17 protein-coding genes, 1 tRNA gene and 1 pseudogene are annotated in these 17487 nt (G+C 61.0%); 11 read left to right on the forward strand and 8 right to left on the reverse strand.

Features of this window, described 5'->3' with window-relative positions; translation table 11 throughout:
- Positions 1-30: 30 nt before the first annotated feature.
- Together NO889_RS05600 and NO889_RS05605 are read right to left on the reverse strand one after the other, a co-directional pair.
- Entirely contained in the window at positions 31-1026 is a 996-nt protein-coding gene (locus NO889_RS05600; RefSeq protein ID WP_256411288.1) for a M48 family metallopeptidase, read from the reverse strand.
- Positions 1027-1106: 80 nt separating this feature from the next.
- The gene (locus NO889_RS05605) at positions 1107-2216 is read right to left on the reverse strand and encodes an OBG GTPase family GTP-binding protein (protein WP_256411289.1); all 1110 of its coding nucleotides are present in this window, start codon (positions 2214-2216) and stop codon (positions 1107-1109) included.
- A 32-nt stretch (positions 2217-2248) separates the two neighbouring features.
- Here NO889_RS05605 and NO889_RS05610 point away from each other — a divergent pair, with 32 nt between their 5' ends.
- Both NO889_RS05610 and NO889_RS16515 read left to right on the forward strand, forming a co-directional pair.
- The gene (locus NO889_RS05610; protein ID WP_256411291.1) at positions 2249-2626 is read left to right on the forward strand and encodes a hypothetical protein; all 378 of its coding nucleotides are present in this window, start codon (positions 2249-2251) and stop codon (positions 2624-2626) included.
- Entirely contained in the window at positions 2566-2727 is a 162-nt protein-coding gene (locus NO889_RS16515; RefSeq protein WP_425498815.1) for a VNG_1110C family protein, read from the forward strand. The genes NO889_RS05610 and NO889_RS16515 overlap by 61 nt, the downstream gene beginning before the upstream one ends.
- A 43-nt stretch (positions 2728-2770) precedes the next feature.
- Here NO889_RS16515 and NO889_RS05615 read toward each other — a convergent pair whose 3' ends face one another.
- Positions 2771-3223 carry a hypothetical protein gene (locus tag NO889_RS05615; RefSeq protein ID WP_256411292.1) on the reverse strand — a complete coding sequence of 151 codons (453 nt, stop codon included), beginning with the start codon at positions 3221-3223 and terminating at the stop codon, positions 2771-2773.
- 136 nt (positions 3224-3359) lie between these two features.
- Here NO889_RS05615 and coxB point away from each other — a divergent pair, with 136 nt between their 5' ends.
- Both coxB and NO889_RS05625 read left to right on the forward strand, forming a co-directional pair.
- On the forward strand, positions 3360-4157 hold the full coding sequence (gene coxB, locus NO889_RS05620) for a cytochrome c oxidase subunit II (RefSeq protein WP_256411293.1): 798 nt from the start codon (positions 3360-3362) through the stop codon (positions 4155-4157).
- Positions 4154-6652 carry a cbb3-type cytochrome c oxidase subunit I gene (locus NO889_RS05625; RefSeq protein ID WP_256411294.1) on the forward strand — a complete coding sequence of 833 codons (2499 nt, stop codon included), beginning with the start codon at positions 4154-4156 and terminating at the stop codon, positions 6650-6652. Before coxB ends, NO889_RS05625 begins: the two co-directional genes overlap by 4 nt.
- 167 nt (positions 6653-6819) lie before the next feature.
- Here the strand turns inward: NO889_RS05625 and NO889_RS05630 are convergent, their stop codons facing one another.
- From NO889_RS05630 to NO889_RS05640, 3 genes are all read right to left on the reverse strand, one after another.
- Positions 6820-8046 carry an FAD-dependent oxidoreductase gene (locus NO889_RS05630; RefSeq protein WP_256411295.1) on the reverse strand — a complete coding sequence of 409 codons (1227 nt, stop codon included), beginning with the start codon at positions 8044-8046 and terminating at the stop codon, positions 6820-6822.
- Between the two features lie 69 nt (positions 8047-8115).
- Positions 8116-8799 carry a metal-dependent hydrolase gene (locus NO889_RS05635; protein WP_256411296.1) on the reverse strand — a complete coding sequence of 228 codons (684 nt, stop codon included), beginning with the start codon at positions 8797-8799 and terminating at the stop codon, positions 8116-8118.
- Complete coding sequence (locus NO889_RS05640) at positions 8800-9501, reverse strand: hypothetical protein (protein WP_256411297.1); 702 nt, start codon at positions 9499-9501, stop codon at positions 8800-8802.
- Between the two features lie 112 nt (positions 9502-9613).
- Between NO889_RS05640 and NO889_RS05645 the strand changes: the two genes are divergently transcribed.
- The gene (locus NO889_RS05645) at positions 9614-10309 is read left to right on the forward strand and encodes a metallophosphoesterase family protein (protein WP_256411298.1); all 696 of its coding nucleotides are present in this window, start codon (positions 9614-9616) and stop codon (positions 10307-10309) included.
- 5 nt (positions 10310-10314) lie between these two features.
- Here the strand turns inward: NO889_RS05645 and NO889_RS05650 are convergent, their stop codons facing one another.
- Positions 10315-10632 (reverse strand): hypothetical protein, encoded by a 318-nt coding sequence (locus NO889_RS05650; protein WP_256411299.1) that lies wholly within the window; start codon positions 10630-10632, stop codon positions 10315-10317.
- A gap of 154 nt (positions 10633-10786) precedes the next feature.
- Between NO889_RS05650 and NO889_RS05655 the strand changes: the two genes are divergently transcribed.
- The 6 genes from NO889_RS05655 (at position 10787) to NO889_RS05680 (ending at position 17010) form a co-directional block, all read left to right on the forward strand.
- The gene (locus NO889_RS05655; protein ID WP_256411300.1) at positions 10787-11860 is read left to right on the forward strand and encodes an NAD(P)/FAD-dependent oxidoreductase; all 1074 of its coding nucleotides are present in this window, start codon (positions 10787-10789) and stop codon (positions 11858-11860) included.
- 80 nt (positions 11861-11940) lie between these two features.
- Positions 11941-12011 (forward strand) — tRNA-Gly (locus tag NO889_RS05660).
- Between the two features lie 192 nt (positions 12012-12203).
- On the forward strand, positions 12204-13319 hold the full coding sequence (locus NO889_RS05665) for a tyrosine-type recombinase/integrase (protein ID WP_256411301.1): 1116 nt from the start codon (positions 12204-12206) through the stop codon (positions 13317-13319).
- A 234-nt stretch (positions 13320-13553) separates the two neighbouring features.
- Positions 13554-14984: a HEPN domain-containing protein gene (locus NO889_RS05670; protein ID WP_256411302.1), complete on the forward strand. Its 1431-nt coding sequence runs from the start codon at positions 13554-13556 to the stop codon at positions 14982-14984.
- Between the two features lie 220 nt (positions 14985-15204).
- Positions 15205-15558: a hypothetical protein gene (locus NO889_RS05675; protein ID WP_256411303.1), complete on the forward strand. Its 354-nt coding sequence runs from the start codon at positions 15205-15207 to the stop codon at positions 15556-15558.
- 225 nt (positions 15559-15783) lie between these two features.
- Positions 15784-17010 (forward strand): tyrosine-type recombinase/integrase, encoded by a 1227-nt coding sequence (locus NO889_RS05680; protein ID WP_256411304.1) that lies wholly within the window; start codon positions 15784-15786, stop codon positions 17008-17010.
- Between the two features lie 381 nt (positions 17011-17391).
- Here the strand turns inward: NO889_RS05680 and NO889_RS05685 are convergent.
- A pseudogene (locus NO889_RS05685) lies at positions 17392-17487 on the reverse strand (IS5/IS1182 family transposase); the annotation flags it as partial.

Below are 17487 nucleotides of genomic sequence, written 5' to 3' on the forward strand. Positions count from 1 at the left end.
GCTTTGCTGAGCGACTTTATAAGGGGAATCTCAGTGGACGCGATCTTCGTAATCCGCTTCGAGCCGTTCTATTCGTGCCCTCGTCGGTGGATGTGTCGAAAACAGTCGACGGTTGAATCTCGCAAACGGTCCGAGATGCCCTGCCGGATCAGTCGCATCCGGCTCAACGATCGCGAACGCTGCGATAGACGTTCGTCGGAAATCTGTGGTCGGGCGCTCGTCGAGCGAGCGATCGATCGTCTTGAGCGCCGACGCGAGGGCCGCCGGCTCACCGGTGATCGCAACCGCTCCGCGGTCGGCGGCGAACTCGCGAGTCCGAGCGAACGAGGACGACAGTACCCGAGAGAGTATCCAGAGCGGAAAGACGAGCGCGAGACCGACGGAGAGGACGGCGTCAGTATGATCCGCACGGCTGACGACGCCGTGTTTGATTCCGGCGGTCGGACCGCTAAGTAGCTCTGTGACGCGTTCGGCGGCGGCTACCGGCTGGGTTGCGGAAGTCATGACCGCCGCGTCGTGATTCTTGACGTGGGCAACTTCGTGCGCGACGACCGCGCGTAGCTCCGACCCCTCGAGCGCGTCCAGCAGCCCCTCGCTGACGACTAACCGAGACGTACGGGCGGTGAACCCCGTGGTCAGCGAGATCGGCGTCTCAGTCGGTGCCACGTAGATCGCGGGGACCGGGACGGCCACCTGGTGTGCGATGTTGCGAACCGTCGAAAACAGCTCCGGATACGCCTCCGCCGACACTCGCTGAGCACCGGTGATCGCGATCGCGTGGTCGGGTGCGTTACGTTCTCCCCACAACAGGACGCTCAAGATGAGACCCGATGCGGAGACGACCGACACAGTACGTATGCCCCCGGCGAAGAGGTCGGCTCCATTGCCGGCGAAGGCCCACAGAGTGATCGCGACGAAAACCACGACGATTCCGCCGGCAAGCGCGGCCGCGAGCGTCGTCAGGACTAACACCGACAACGAAAGCACGATCCACAACTGTAACCGCCTGTTCGGGGACCATTCCATGGAAATATGTACGGATGAGTTTATAAAAGGGTTTAGTCGACCCCGTCGAACTCAGATCGAGTCAATTCCCTAGTGAAAATCTACTTCCGTGCGACGATCCGGAGCACGTCCTCGTCGGCCAGCTCGTGGCCCTTCCCGACCTGCTGGTCGTCGTGTTTGGCGCTCTCACCGCTCACCCGCGCGAACTTGAACCGCTCGTCGAGTTCGCCGCCGAGCTTCTCGCAGGCGTCGCCGACGGTGTCGCCCGAAAAGAGGATGAGCGGCTCCTCGTAGTCGACGCCGCGCCCCGGCTTGTCCATGTAGATCCGGATGAGCCCCAGCTCCTCCCAGAGCCGCTCTTTGAGCCCGTCGAGCCCGCGCTCCTCCTCGGCGGAGATGAAGATCACGTCGTCGGGATCGAGCCCGCGGTCGCGCAGTTCGGACTCGACGGTCGGGAGGTAGCTCTTGTCGATGAGGTCCGCCTTGTTGACCGCGACCATCGAGGGGAGGTAGACGCGGTTGTCCATCACGGCGTCGACGAGCTCGTCGATCGTGAGGTCGTGGGGGATCGTCACCTTGGCGTTGACGTAGCCGTACTCGCGGAGCACCTGCTTGACGGTGTCCTCCTCGAGGCTCACCTCGTCGCTCATCGTCACGCCGATGCCGTCCTTGTGCGTCTTCCGGATGTTGATGTTCGGCGGCTCCGCGTCGATCCGGATGTTGGTGGCGTACAGCTCCTCGCTCAGCCGGTCATACTGTTCGATCTCGAACACGGAGAGCATGAACACGACCAGATCCGCCGTCCGGACGACCGACAGCACCTCCTTGCCGCCGCCGCGGCCGCCCGCGGCGCCCTCGATCAGCCCCGGAACGTCGAGTATCTGGACGTTCGCGCCGCGGTACTGTAGCATGCCGGGGTTGACGTCGAGCGTCGTGAACTCGTAGGAGCCGACCTCGCTGTCGGCGTTGGTGAGGGCGTTGATCAGCGTGGACTTGCCCACGCTCGGGAACCCGACGAGCGCGACCGTGGCGTCGCCGTGCTTCTCGACGGCGTAGCCGTGGCCGCCGCCGGCGGAGGACTGGTTCTCCAGTTTCTCCTTTTTCTCCGCGAGCTTCGCCTTCAGCCGCCCGATGTGTGCCTCCGTGGACTTGTTGTAGGGCGTCTCGGCGATCTCCTCGCGGAGTTCCTCTATCTCTGCTTCCAGTCCCATCGGTACTACCTCGGCCGGTCGGCTCGTTAAAAGTGTTCCTTCGGCAGTCGTCGGGTTGCCGCCCCCAGACCACCCTCGAAGACCTCGGTGGATTCGACGACCACCGCCACGCCGACCCGTCACGCCGACTCGTCACGCCGGTCGTCGACGCCGCAACGATACCCGGCGACATCGCGACCGTCGAAACCACGACCGACGACGTCGATCCCGCGAGAGGGCTCGGCGTACTCACGACGGTGGCGATCGACACGTTGTCCTGGAGACATTTCGACACGGTTATCCGGGGGTCGCTCGTCGCGGCACACGTCGAATGCCCGACGCCTCGACGTTCCGAGATAGCACGCAGATACTGGTTCCCGCCTGCGCGCTCGATGGACTCCGTGACGGACTCGACGAGCGGTTCACTCTGACGATCGTCGAGTCCGACGACCGATGTCGGATCATCGGAAGCCCCGCCGAAATAAAGGACGCGAGCGCGTACCTCTCCCGCAACGGCGTATCGATCGCGTGAGCGACGCGAAACGTCGGCGGTCCCGGACCCGTCTTTCCTCCCGCTAGCCGATGACGCCGACGAGCAGCTGGACGGTGATCAACACCAGAAAGACCAGGCCGGCCGCGAACGACCCGGCGGCGACGCCGTGAGCGTTCCCCAGACCGCGACCGCGCACGCCGAAGTACGCCCCGAGAAAGACGAATCCGGTGACCAGGAGCGCGACGACGGCGAACAGGACCCCGAGGAGCGAACCGGAGAGCCCCTCGACGAACGCGAAGTTTCCGACCGAGAGAACGACGAGGGCGCCGACGCCGAGCGCGAGGACGACGAACGCGATCGACCACACGGCCGGCGTCCGCACGACCTCACTGAGCGTCCGGGTGATCGCGGTGTAGGTGTCCTGCGACTCGTCTACTCCCGGCGCGCGCTGCCCGCCGATCCGAGCGGCGGCGACGAACGTGGCCAGAACGAGCAGCCCCATCAACGCCGTACTCAAGAGGGTAAGCGAAACCATGTTTCCTCGTTACTACTCGGTCCGGACGCGTGTACAAATAGCCTTCGTATGCGACCCCACGGCACTCCCGGACGCCGGCGTACACAAGAGCTAAGTGCGCCATCGCCAAGGGAATCACAAGAGCTGAGAGACGAACATGATAGACCCAATTACCCTACAACAAGGGACCGACTGGCGGGCACAAGCGGAGGTGTTCGACGAGATCTTCTTCGTCTTCCTCACGCTGGGCACGATCGTCGGTATCATCGTGGTCTCGTACACGTTGTGGAACGTCTACAAGTATCGCGACGACGGCGGTGAACCCGACGAAGACTTCGACGCACCGGTCGTCGGCGAACTTCCTACGGGACAGGGCGGTCCGAAAGCGAAGAAGCTCTTCCTCTCGTTCGGCCTGAGCGCGATCGTCGTCATCAGCCTCGTCGTGTACTCGTACGGGCTGTTGCTGTACGTCGAGGACGGCCCCGACACGGGCGACGAGGGCGACATCGAGATCACCGTCGAGGGATACCAGTTCGGCTGGGAGTACATCTACCCGAACGACCACTCACAGCAGAACGAACTTGTCGTCCCCGCGGACCAGCGGATCGACCTGAAGATAACCTCGAGGGACGTGTGGCACAACTTCGGGTCCTCGGATTTACGGATAAAATCCGACGCCATCCCCGGCGAGACCAGCGAGACGTGGTTCTCCGTGAGCTCAGAGGAAGTGGAAGAACAGGGCGGCGAGGCGACCTACCTCGTGGAGTGTTTCGAACTCTGCGGGTCCGGTCACTCGGCGATGAAAGGACAGATCACGGTCGTCCCGCAGGACGAGTGGGAGGAGTGGTACGCGGACACCGGCAACGACTCCGAGACCGAGAACAGTTCGAGCGTCGAGGGCGACCTCGCCACCCCGAATCTTAAGGCTTCGGCCGCCGGAGGTGTCTCCACATGAGCGAGCTCCCGCCGACCACTTCCGTCCGCCGCTGGCTCGTCACGACGAACCACAAGGACATCGGGATACTCTACCTGATCACGGCGCTGTTCTTCCTGCTTTTCGGTGGCGTTCTGGCGCTTCTGATCCGGCTCCAGCTGTGGGATCCGACCAGTCAGATCCTCTCCGGGTTGGCGTACAACGAGGCCGTCACGGCTCACGGGATGATAATGGTGTTCTGGTTCCTCTCGCCGTTCGCGTTCGCGTTCGGGAACTACGTCGTCCCGCTCCAGATCGGGGCCGATGACCTCGCGTTCCCGCGGCTGAACGCCGTCTCCTACTGGCTGTACCTCTTCTCGGGGGTCCTGCTCGCTATCAGCTTCTTCCAGGGCGGCACGCTCACCGCCGGCTGGACCATGTACGCGCCGCTCAACGTTCCGATGTACACGCCGAGCATCGGCTCGACCGGAGCGATCCTCGCGCTCACCATGTTCATCGTGGGAGTGACCGCGTCGACGGTGAACTTCCTCACCTCCATCCACCACTCGCGTGCGGAAGGGATGGGGATCATGGACATGCCGCTCTTCACGTGGTCGATCCTCGCGACCGTTTGGATGATGCTCTTCGCCTTCGCCGCGCTGCTCGGAGCGCTGCTGATCCTCGGATCGGACCGTGTGCTCGGGAGCGTCTACTTCTCGGCGACCGAGGGCGGGTCCCTGCTGTGGGGCCACCTCTGGTGGTTCTTCGGGCACCCCGAGGTGTACATCGTGTTCTTCCCTGCCCTGGGGGTCATGCTCGAGCTGTTCCAGACGTTCTCCGGCCGCCGGATCGTCGGTCGGAAGTGGGTCATCATCGCCATCTGTCTCATCGCCGTCCAGTCGTTCCTCGTGTGGATGCACCACATGTTCCTGACGACGATCAACCTCGAGATCAAGACGCTGATGATGGCGACCACTATCGGTATCTCGCTTCCGTTCGATCTGATCGTCTTCTCGCTCATCTACACGCTGATGAAGGGTCGCATCCAGTTCACGACGCCGTTCCTCTTCGCGTTCGGCGCGCTGCTGTTGTTCATCCTCGGGGGCATCACCGGCGTCTTCCTCGGTGCCATCGTCCTCGACTACGAGTTCCGCGGCACCTACTGGGTGGTCGCGCACTTCCACTACGTGATGTTCGGCGGGGCGACCGCGCTCGTCGGAGCGATCTACTACTGGTTCCCGAAAATGACGGGGAAGATGTACGACGAGTTCCTCGGCAAGCTCCACTTCGCCGCGTTCTTCATCGGATTCAACGCGGTGTACTTCTCGATGTTCCTCGCGTGGGAGACGCCCCGCCGGGTGTTCGAGTACGACCCCGCACTCCAGATCTTCCACCAGGTCGGAACGGTCGGGGCCTTCATACTGGGCTTTTCGTTCCTCATCATGTTCTACAACCTCGCCAAGTCGTTCGTCTCGGGTCCCGACGCGGGTGAGAACCCGTGGGACTACTCGCGTACGGCCGAGTGGGCGGTGTCGTCGCCGCCGCCGTTGGAGAACTGGCCGAACCGCCCCTCCTACGCCTCCGGCAAGCTGGAGTTCGTCAAGGACTACGTCCCCGACGGCGGTCCGGCGGTGAGAGCGGACGAGGACGGAAACGCCGCCACCGACGGCGGCGACAACCACGCGGACCACATCCGTGAGTACGCCCACTGGGACGAACATCCCAGCCATGCGAGCATCTGGCCGTTCTCGCTCTCGCTGGCGACGGGAATCATGTTCCTGGGACTGTCCGGGTTCAACGACTCGATATCGATCGGGGCCGCCGACTCGCTGGCGACGACGCCGGTGACGATCAGCAATCCGGTGTATCCGGTGTTGGCGGTCATCGGACTGCTCGGGGTCGTGTACAGCGGCGTGAAGTGGGGGCTGGAGGACTTCTATGCGCCCCCCACCGAGTTCGCCGAACGATGGCCGTTCAACGGCGTCGAGAAGGTGAAACTGGGCATGTGGTTCTTCCTCGCATCCGACGTGCTCGTCTTCGGCGCGTTCATCTCCGCGGCCGTCTTCATCCGGTACAACGCCGGCTGGCAGGAGTGGGCCCCGCTAACCGAGTCGCTGCCGGGGCTCGTCAACACGTTCGTGTTGTTGACCTCCTCGTTCACGGTGATCCTCGCGCTCGTCGCGGCCCACCGCAACAGCCGGAAGGGGCTGCTCGCGTCGCTCGGAACGACGATCGTCCTCGGGCTGACGTTCCTCGCGATCAAGATGTGGGAGTGGCACCACGAGATCTACGACGTCGGCGTCACGATCGCGGAGAACTCCCACGGACCGCCGATCCAGGCGTCGATCTACTACGTCACGACCGGGCTCCACGGCGTACACGTGGTCGGCGGCCTGCTGATCGCCGGGTTCCTGTTCTACCGGGCGTACCACGGTGCGTACATGAACGACGATCGGCCGATCGAGTACTTCGGGCTCTACTGGCACTTCGTCGACATCGTCTGGGTCTTCCTCTTCCCGCTGTTCTACCTCTTCTGAGGCGCGACGGACGATTTCTTTGAAACGCACGATTCGTCGTTTCCGAGTTCGCCGGATCCGCGGCCTGCTCTCTTCCGAGCAACGTGCCCGGCGTCGTTCCGGCCCAGAAGTGGCAGTCGCGGGCTGCCACGGTGGAATCCGACGACCAACGTTCGGACGGGGCTCGCTCAGTCGGCCGTCTCGACCACGTCCGCGTCGGTCGGTCCCTGACCGTCGAAGGCAGCGACCGCCTCGTCGAGCCGATCGGGATCGGCCGCGGCAGGGAGGGTCCGTTCCGCGGTCCGACACTCGGCGTCGACGCCGAGTCGATCACAGACGAGGTCGGCCGTGTCCTCGGCCATCAGCCGGTAGGTCGTCAGCTTCCCGCCGACGACGCTGACGGCGTTGTCGACGCCGTCAGGCGCGTGGTCGAGCCGGAAGAACCCTCGAGAGATCCCCCGACCGCCACGTTCGGTCTCGTCAGGTGCGTACAACGGGCGGACCCCCCACCACTCGCGAACGACCGGCGCGTCCGCGACCGGCGGGAGCATCGCCGCACACTCCTCGATCGACGTCTCGATCTCCCAGCGCGCCTGTTCGTAGTCGTCCGGGTCGTTCACGGGGACGCTCGTGGTCCCGAGGACGGCCTCCGAATCGTGCGGCACGACGATGTCGCCGTCGTCGGGGTCACGACAGCGGTTCAACACGGGCCCGAGCCCGTCGTACTCGACCGAGACCATCACGCCGCGCGTTGGTTGCATGTCGACGTCGAGCCGGGCCATCGACGCCACTTCGCCCGCCCACGCGCCGGCGGCGTTCACGACGTATTCCGGCCGAATCGTCCCGTCGACTTCGCCGCCGACGTCGACCGCGGTTATCGACCCGCCCTCGACGGTCACCGATTCCGCCGGCGCGTGCGGGTGGACGTCCGCGCCGTGCTCCTCGGCAGCGAGCGCGTTCGCCGCGACCAGCCGGGAGGGATACACGACCCCGTCGGGCACGCGGAACGCCCGCTCCGTGTCCTCGGCCAGCTCGGGGACGAGCTCGCGCGCCACGTCCGGATCCATCCGCTCGGCGGGGATGCCGACCTCCGTACAGGCCGCGTACTTCTCCTCGAAGTAGTCTTCGTCGTCGGCGGCGAGACCGACGAAGAGCCCGCCAGTCTCGCCGACACACGCCCCGGCGATCCGGCGGAGGATCCGGTTCTCCTCCAAACACTCCGCCGCACCGTCGGGATCGGCCTCGGCGTAGCGAGCGCCGCTGTGTAACAACCCGTGTGAACGCCCGGACGTCCCGCTACAGAGCCCACCGCGATCGATCAGCGTCACGTCCAGCCCTCGCATCGCGAGATCTCGAGCGGTTCCGGCGCCTGTCGCCCCGCCGCCGATCACGAGCACGTCGGGTGATAACGACATACGACACACACGCCCTGCGGAGTCAAGAGCCTGTCTGTGAGTTCGGTTTCGATGCCTCCGAACGGCGGGTCAGTCCTCCCGTACGGCCGTCGGGTCGCCCTGGAGCCGCCGGGCGAGCACCGTGAAGAGACCGAGCCCGACGAGGTAGAGCCGCCATCCGCGTCCGGCGACGGGAAAGCGTCGGTCGATCGTCTCCGCCTCCGCGAGCGTCTCCGGGTCGTCCGGCTCGATCGGGTTGTTCACGTGGACCGATTGCGTGGTCCCCGTGCTGCCGGCGTCAACCCGGCGGTCGCCGGTCTCCGGGTCGAGCTCGATGTCGACGAACGTCTGGACGAGGCCGTCGGCCGAGGACCACAGCAGCTCGCCATCGAGGCTGAAGAAGGCGTCGTGGAGCGGCCACAGGACGTTCACGCCCTCGAGGTGCGCCCAGTCGAGCGCGACGTGCGCGAAGACGTGGACGAACAGCGCGACCCAGGCGATCCGGACGCCGCGGTCGGCGACGCGCTCGCGGAGGAGGGACCGCTCGCGGATCCGGGTGTCGTAGGAGATCAGGAGCGCGGCCATCGCCGGGAACACGAAGTTGTGCCCGACGGTTCGGTGCGCGCCGGACATGATCGGTCCCAGAAGGGAGTCGACCTCGGGGAGGAGGACGACCGCGAGGACGACGGCGAGCGCCCGCCGGTCGTACGACCCTCTCAGCAATCCCGCCGCGAGCACTAACGCGAATCCGGCGTGGACGATCGAGGAAACCATCTATCGGCTCGCCTCCCCCGCCTCGTCGGCGGACGGTCCCGTCTCGGTCCCCGCTCGCGTCCACGGTCGGAACCGGACCGCGAGCGACGCGACCGCGCTCGCGAGGACGACCGCCTGCCAGCCGGCGTCGACGACGACGAACTCGCGCTCGCTCCCGAGCGCGAGACCCGGTCGACCGTCCGGGTTCACCCACGTGGAGACGGCGCGCGTCTCCGTCGTCCCCGTGCTCTCGAACGGGAGGAGACCGGGCCCGTCGGCGGTCGTCGAGACGAACGTCTGGACGACGCCGTCCTGCGTCGAGAACAGCAGAAGGCCGTCGACGACGTAGTAGACGTTCTCGACGGGGTACAGCAGGCTGACGCCCGGTTCGGCGAAGAGATCCGGGGCGACGCCGGCGACCGCGAACCCGGCGAGCGCGACCCAGCCGACCCGCACGCCCCGCCAGCCGTACCGCTCCCGGAGCGCGGACCGCTCCCGGAGCGCCGTGTCCCAGTAGAGGAGCCCCGCGAGCGCGAGCGGGATCCAGACGTTGTGAGCCAGCGCGTTCGTCGCGCCCGGTATCGCGAGGCTCGCGACCGCGTCGAGGGTCGGGAGGAGGGCGGCCGCGACGACGACCGCGACCGATCGGCCGTCGAACGCCGGCCCGAGGAGCGCCGCCGCGAGCAGCGCGCCGAGCGCGGCGGTGAGGGGGGTCGGTGTCATTGGCGGTCCCTTCGGTCCCGCGATGATAAGCCCTCGGACGGTCGGCGGTTCCCGCCGTCTTCGGCGCTCGCCGGCCGAAGGTATTCGGGCCTCGATCCCGAACCGTCACGCGATGAAGGTCGGACTCCTCTCGGACGTCCACGCGAACCTGCCGGCGCTGGAGGCGGTCCTCGAGGACATGCCCGCAGTGGACGACATCGTCTGTGCGGGCGACGTCGTCGGCTACAACCCGTGGCCCGCCGCGTGTCTCGAACGCGTCCGCGAGGTCGCCGCCGCGACGGTCCGCGGCAACCACGACCGCACCGTCGAGACGCCGGAGAGATACCGCGCCAACCGGATGGCCGAGGCCGGGCTCGAACACGCGAAGCGGGAGCTCTCGGCGGAGGGACTCGGATGGCTCCGCGAGTTGCCGCGGGCGACGCGGTTCGCGGACGGCCGCTATCACCTCGTCCACTCGCATCCCGCGCCCGAACGCGAGGACGCGTACGTCTACCCCGAGGAGTTCCCGGCGCTCGACCGGCATCTCGACACGCTCGCCGAGGAGGAGGCGACCGACCTCGACGGGCTCGTCCTCGGTCACACCCACGTCCAGGGGGCTCGGTCGGTCGACGATAGGCTCGTCGTCAATCCCGGCAGCGTCGGCCAGCCCCGCGACGGCGATCCCGACGCCGCCTACGCGGTGCTCGACGCCGACGCCGGCGAGGTCGACCTCAGGCGGGTCGCGTACGACGTCGATCGCGTCGCCGCGGCGGTCGAGCGGGAGGGGTTACCGGAGCGGACCGCAAACCGGCTGTATCGCGGTGAGTGAGCGTTTCAGCCCAGAAAGCCCGCGACGAGAAGCAGGTTCCGCCCGGCCGCGAGAAGCGATATCGCTCCCACGCCGGCGCACATCACCGCCGCGACGAGCCGGCGGCTCCCGCCCGCGACCGCGACGGGGATCCCGATGACGACCATCCCGAGCGCCTTCGTGACGAGCATTCCGCGGAGCGGGCCGAGCCACGTGATGAACGTTCGGCCGACGGGCGACCCCTCCACGAACTCGCCCGTCGAGATCGCGAGGTACGTCGACCCCACGTCGGCGACGGTGCCGACGAGGAGGAGGACGACGGCGGCGGCGAGGCGTCCCGACACGAGCGAACGCACGCGTCCGGCGAGTATAAACACCCTGACCTCTCCCGGCTACCTCCGACCGTTCACGCTCCAGTTCGCCCGCGGCCGACGCGGCTGGCCGGCCGCCGCGCACGCCCCATAGACATTTAACCCGGTCCGGCCCGTACGACCGATAATGAGTGCTTCCGACGAGAACGCGTACGACGTCGCGGTCGTGGGCGGCGGTCCGGCCGGGCTGACGACGGCGCTGTACGGCGCGCGGCTCGGCCACGAGACGGTGCTGATCGATCGGGGCGGCGGCCGCGCGGCGATGATGGCCGACACCCACAACGTGATCGGCGTCACCGAGGAGATCTCCGGCAACGAGTTCCTCGCGACCGCCCGCGAGCAGGTCGCCTCCTACGGCGGCGAGTTCGTGCGCGGCTTCGTCGAGTCGGTCGAGCGCACCGACGACGGCCGGTTCCGGCTCGTCGCGGGCGACGACGAGTTCACCGCGGAGCGGGTGGTCCTCGCGACCGGGTTCTCCGATAAGCGTCCCGACCCGCCGCTGCCCCGAACGGGGAAGGGGCTCCACTACTGTCTCCACTGTGACGCGTACATGTTCGTCGACGAGCCGGTGTACGTGATGGGTCACGGCGAGGCGGCGGCCCACGTCGCGATGATCATGCTCAACGTCACCGACGACGTGGACCTGCTGACCCGCGGGGCGGAGCCGACCTGGAGCGACGAGACCGCGGCCCAACTCGAGGCCCACCCGATCGAGGTGGTCCGCGAGGAGGTCGCGGGCGTCGAGAACGACCCGGACTCCGGCTGGCTGGAGGCGCTGGAGTTCGAGGACGGCACCCGACGGGAGTACCGCGGCGGCTTCCCGATGTACGGCTCCGACTACAACACCGCCCTCGCGGAGTCGCTCGGCTGCGAACTGACCGACGACGGGCGGATCGACGTCGACGACCACGGACGCACGAGCGTCGACGGCGTCTTCGCGGTCGGCGACGTCACGCCAGGCCACAACCAGATCCCGGTGGCGATGGGCCAGGGCGCGAAGGCCGGCCTCGCCATCCACAAGGAGATCCGCGAGTTCCCGCGCTCGACGGAGGCCATCGCGCGCGACGGCCCCGTGAGCGACGAGGAGGTGCCCGCCATCTCGCCGGAACTCTTAGCGACCGCGGTCGCCCACGAGGGGCACGCCGGCGGGCCGCGGGAGTCGCCGTCGGCGGAGCCGGAGGCGGCCGCGGACGACGACTGAGTGGCGGCGACGACGACGTTGGTGACCGCGGCGAGCAAAAGGGTAAGTTCCTTATTCCAGCACCGCATCCCCGAAAACGCGCGCCGGTGGTCTAGTGGTAGGACCTGAGCCTTCCAAGCTCATGGCCCGGGTTCAAATCCCGGCCGGCGCATACGCAGACCGGTGTCTTCTGGCGGTTTTCCGGCTTCTGAAACAAGAAAGGAGAACCATGTCACAGGCTCATACGCCGGGTGCCAAAAACGCACCTCCGCGCCGTACAGCGATTTCCAGAAGTGCCAGGCTCAAAACATATAAAAAAGTTTCAGACGATCTAATTAGATCTCTAACGTGGAGGTGTCGCTAAATGACCGAGCACGTCGAAAATATCGTTGTCATACCTGAAAAATCCCGAAATTACCTGAATAACCGTCAGTCACTGGACTATCGCAGCCATCGCAAACAGCTGATCAAGTGGGCGATCACTCTCGGCAAAGACACAGAAAAAGCAGAAGGCTACGCGCACGAAACAGTCAGAGCACGAAGCTACCGACTCGATAGATTCTACCGCTGGATCTGGCAGAACCAGACAGACGGCTACACACTCGAAATAACAACGGAACACGCCGACGAATACCTGAAATACTTGGCATATCAGGAGCACTCAAAGACATTCAAAGCCAGCTGCCAGAAAGCGATCAAGATGCTGTTCAAATGGCAGAACTTCCACCAAGGCAAAGACATCGACTGGGACCCTGTCATCAACTTCAACCAGTACCAAGGAACCAGCCAGCCACGAGACTTCCTCACACGAGACGAACGCAGAAAACTCCGAGAAGCCAGCCTCGAACACGGAAGCGTACCCCACTATAACTCAGTTACTCCCGAAGAACGAGACAAGTGGAAGGCCCACCTCGCACAACGTTTCGGCAAACCCAAAGAAGAAATCGGTATGGACGACTGGAAACGAGCCAACAGCTGGAAAGAACCCAGCATCATTTGGACCTCGATGGACGCAGGACTCCGCCCCGTAGAAGTCGGCCGAGCACGCACCTCCTGGGTCGACCTCGAAAACGGACTGCTCCGTATACCACGAGAAGACTCCTCTAAAAACACCGAGAACTGGACAGTCAGCCTCCTCGAACGCACCACCAATATACTCAAAAAATGGATCGAGGAAAGAGAACAGTACCCAAAGTATGAGGACACAGACAAGCTCTGGCTCACCCGCAACGACAACCCCTACGGCACCCAGTCACTCAATTACCTCCTCGAAAGAGTCTGCAAAACCGCCGACCTACCCAAAGAAGACCGAGACCTAACCTGGTACTCAATACGTCACTCAGTCGGGACATATATGGCCCGAGAAGAAGGCCTCGCCGCCGCACAAGCACAACTCAGACACAAATCAGAACAAACCACCATGAAATACGACCAAGCACCCCTAGAAGATCGGAAAGAAGCACTCGAACGAATGGGCTGAAATATCGACGATCTCGGCCTCTCCTAAACACTCGCCAGTCAAGAATACACTATGGGAGTTAGTCGTTCGTTCTTCAGGGCTGATTCAAACCTGATTTTCTGGGCTGCCGATAGACATTATAGACTGATTCAGAGCTGGATTCAGGGGATTGGGGGATTTTTTCTGGACTGATTCAGAGCTGAATTATCGGCTGGCGGCGGCACTCTTTTCTAATTTATTCTCGTTCTGTACTATGTGACGGATTGGAACGAGGACGCGGTCAAATCTCGCTTGAGAGAAGTAGTTCAGGATTTCATCCAGAGGGTGAGATCAGAACACGAAGAGATTCCTAGCAGGGTTGTAAGAAGAGTGGATGAATCAGGTCAGCCGCGTAGAGAAACTGTAGCTTCTCCATCTCGTGTTATGACTGAGTATCGAATTGGTGCAGAGAAGGAAACTCCTATACTCAGAGATGCGGGTGAATGGTTGTATGACTCAGGTAATGGGTTTGAAATCACCCTATCAGATGATGACGGTGATGAGATAGAGAATCCCGATAAGGATCAAGTTGTTCCTTGGTATACAAACGAGATCTTAATGCTGGCCTGTCAGGTGATGGACTACGGAGGAAGCTTTACCTACTCAGAGAGGGCGTTTGAGGCTGCCTTTGAGAATTATTTTAAACCAAAATATGAGGAATTGAACCAGTATGAGATTATTATTCCACTGCTCAATTTTGATGGGCCTGACCACCGGGTAGAACTAGATTCAGATATTGATGTGGAAACAGGAGATGATCATCACGGGGAAATAAGCCATATTGAGATTTCACCTCTGACATCTAGCGAGTTGAGCGGCATCTACACCTTTGAGATAAGAGCACTTTCACTTGGATCGACAGGATTGAATCGCGTCTCCTTCTGGTCGCACAAACTCAAATTTGAGGTTCAAACTGATACAGGTGGACATGGAGGTCTTGAAAACAAGGCGATTGACCGGGTATTGACCGCTCTACGATTTTTCAAAGAAGACACAGAGGCTGTGGGGCGAAACAAACACTATCGGCGGGAGCCTAATTGGTTAGACTTTCGAGAAAACATTACTAACGTCAAAAGCTCAAGTGGGCCGATCTATTCCTCTAACCTAACAGGCGGTAGCTATCAGCTTGAAGATTCAGAAGTGGAGGATTTCAAGCAATTCTGGAACATCTACAGTCAGAGATTGGATCCAGGTGGTGACTCGAATATATCCACGGCAATAAGACGGTTTAATCAAACTTTCAGTAAGGAGACAGAGGAAGATCAGTTAATCGACTGTGTGATAGGATTTGAATCTACACTACTCAAAGAAGTAACCCATGGTGAGTCATATCGGTTTAGACTTCCCCTCAGAGCAGCTCTATTTCTTGACGAAGGATCTGACTACAGCAGAGAATACATTTATCGATTCTTCAGGGCGATCTATGATGCCCGAAGTAGCGTCGTCCATACAGGTGGCGAATTAGGACCGCAAGAGATCTGTGGTGAAGAAGTCCGACCAAGAGAATTCGTCAACCGCACACGCAGTTTCCTTAGACAGACCATCATTCAGTACCTCGATAATGAGGCCGAGGGGAAAAACGTAGATCAAACGAATCAGGAGATTGATGAAGCGATGAGAACCGCATCATTCTCACCAGATCAATGAACAGAAATTCGTCAAGAGCAGCTTAAAATCGCTTTTTGACTCCTTGAGTTGATTCAGCCGCCATTTCGACTGTTTCGGCATCTTTGAAAATAGAGAATAAGAACTAGTAAGGGAGTTCGGCGATTTCGGCGTGTCGAAAAGTATAGTTTAGATATGGTTCTCAGAATTTCCTATCATTTGAAAACAATTGAAGTCATACAAAATAGTAGAGCTTGGGAAAATGGAGGAACAGGATATACTCGATCTTTCGGATGAAGAAGTCAATAAGATAGAGAGGGTAAATCAATCGTTCGCCGAAAGAGAACAGGCTGAAGCAGCAAAAGAACGACATCAGAAGCTACGAGTCCTTTTCGAGCGAGCCTCGAGAGATGCTCTTCCAGGAATAGCATACATGGTCTACGTCGGATATCTAGCTCTTGCAGTCCTATTTCGCCTAATGGAATACAGTGGAGAGAAGCTGTACATCGGAAGCTTCCTGCTTTTCGTGATAGTGGTAGCTCCCCTGATTCTCTTGCCATCAAACTTCTGGGCTATACTAAAGAGAAATACACTGGAGAGATTTACCGATCAATAACTCAATCTTATAAAGTTTCTAGGCCAATATTCACTTGAAAACACAAACGAAGAGAAGAGACTAGGAAAGCACGACAAAGAACAGATATCTACCGTTAATATAGAGGCGGGTCCTGCCATTTTACCCAGGGTTCAGTGGTTATCCATTCGAACCCTTGTGTTCAGGATCATTCGAAGTCGTGTGTCTCCCGGTTCTCCTTCTCACTGCAAACGTGAAAACTGCTCTATGTCTACAACCCAATACGTCGATGTCAACCGAACACTCCAAAATCTCGAAGACCAGCTAGATCCTGAGAACGTAGAGGCGATCCACGAGTTCGTGGATCACTGCGCCGCGGAAGGAATCAGCGAGGTACAGCAAGATCGACTCGTATGGTCCTGGAAAACTCTGCTTCAGAAGTTCGCTCCCGACAACTTTCGTATGAAGGGAGCGTCTAAGAGCGAACTCAAATCCTTGATGGCTGGGGTCAACAGAAGCGACTACGCCGACTCCACCAAAGTCAAGTTCAAGACAGCGGTCAAGAAATTCTACCGAATCCAGAACGGAGGCCACGAACAACCCGAGAAAACCCGTTTCTTCAAAGTCGGCAAGGAGAGTTCTTCAGTTGAACGCGAAGACCTGTTTACAGAAGACGAGCTGAAACGGTTGTTCCGCAGCTTCTCAAACGTCCGCGACCGGGCCTTCACCAAAGTACTGTACGAGTCGGCGGCACGCCCTGGAGAACTTCTCTCCCGGAACATAGCCGACTTCACAAGCAACGGAAAAGGCGACTTCATCTACCTGCAAGGACTCAAGGGAACTCCCGACCGCACCAACCAGCTCATCCGATCAGGAAGAACAGTCGGAGAATGGCTGGAGCAGCACCCGCTTGGAGGAGAGCTCGGCAGTATCGACGACAGGAGTGCACCTCTCTGGGTGAAGAACGAACAGCAGGAATGCAAAAAGTGCGGAGAGATACCGCAGAAGCACGACTCCGGTCACGAGTATGAGGCTGATCTACGGGATCGGATGAACTACAGCAGCTACTACCGACGCTTCAAAGCCGCCTGCGAGAAGGCGGATATCCCCGACAACAAGACCAAGCCCTACAACCTGCGCCACACACGACTGACCGAAGTTGCGACCTTCATGGGCTACGAACAGCTGAACAAGTTCGCCGGCTGGGTACCCGGATCAGACCGAGCAAAGGTCTATGTCCACCTCAACAACGACGACGTCAACCGCGCAATCAGAGAAGAATACGGCCTTGAAAACAGCGAGGACGAAGAAAAGGAAATAGAGTGTCCGTTCTGTAGCGTATCGAATCAGTCAGGACACAGTGAATGCCGGAACTGCGGAAGACCGCTAGAACTGGAAAAGCGAACCAAGCAGGAAGACAAACGGAGTATTTTGGAACGCCTAGCAGAGCTGGAGAACCGGGGAGTTTTGGATAGACTGGAGAATCTGGGTTAGTGAATTTCAGTCACCTCTTTCCTAGGAAACCGCCACCAAATATTGGTTCTTTGAAGGCCCTTGGTGTGCCAAGAATTATATGGTTCACATGGGCTTTACTAACTAATGTATAGGGGATTCGAACTCACCGACTCTGAAATCAAATATTTGAATCCTTATGATGCCGTTGAATTCTTTCGTGATCTTCTCTGGGCAGAGGCCTCGGAAACAAGTGTTATTCAATCGTCTGCTCATGTTCCAATGGAGATAAATAGGTCAGATGGCGGACTAGACGCGAAGATTGAGGATGCGGATCCAAGAAGAGGGGATATCATACCTGCAGGAGATTCTGGATTCCAAATCAAATCATCTGCTTTGTTGAATCCGATGACGGCGTCGGGGTCACTGTTTGAGCGCCTGTTCGAGGTTGTAGACTGCGGCGGTCAACACGAGTTCGCGGAACTCGCGGTACCACGCGCGAGGATGGACAGCGGGGCC

The sequence above is a fragment of the Halorubrum rubrum genome, from assembly GCF_024494685.1.
Classification (GTDB): Archaea; Halobacteriota; Halobacteria; order Halobacteriales; family Haloferacaceae; genus Halorubrum; species Halorubrum rubrum.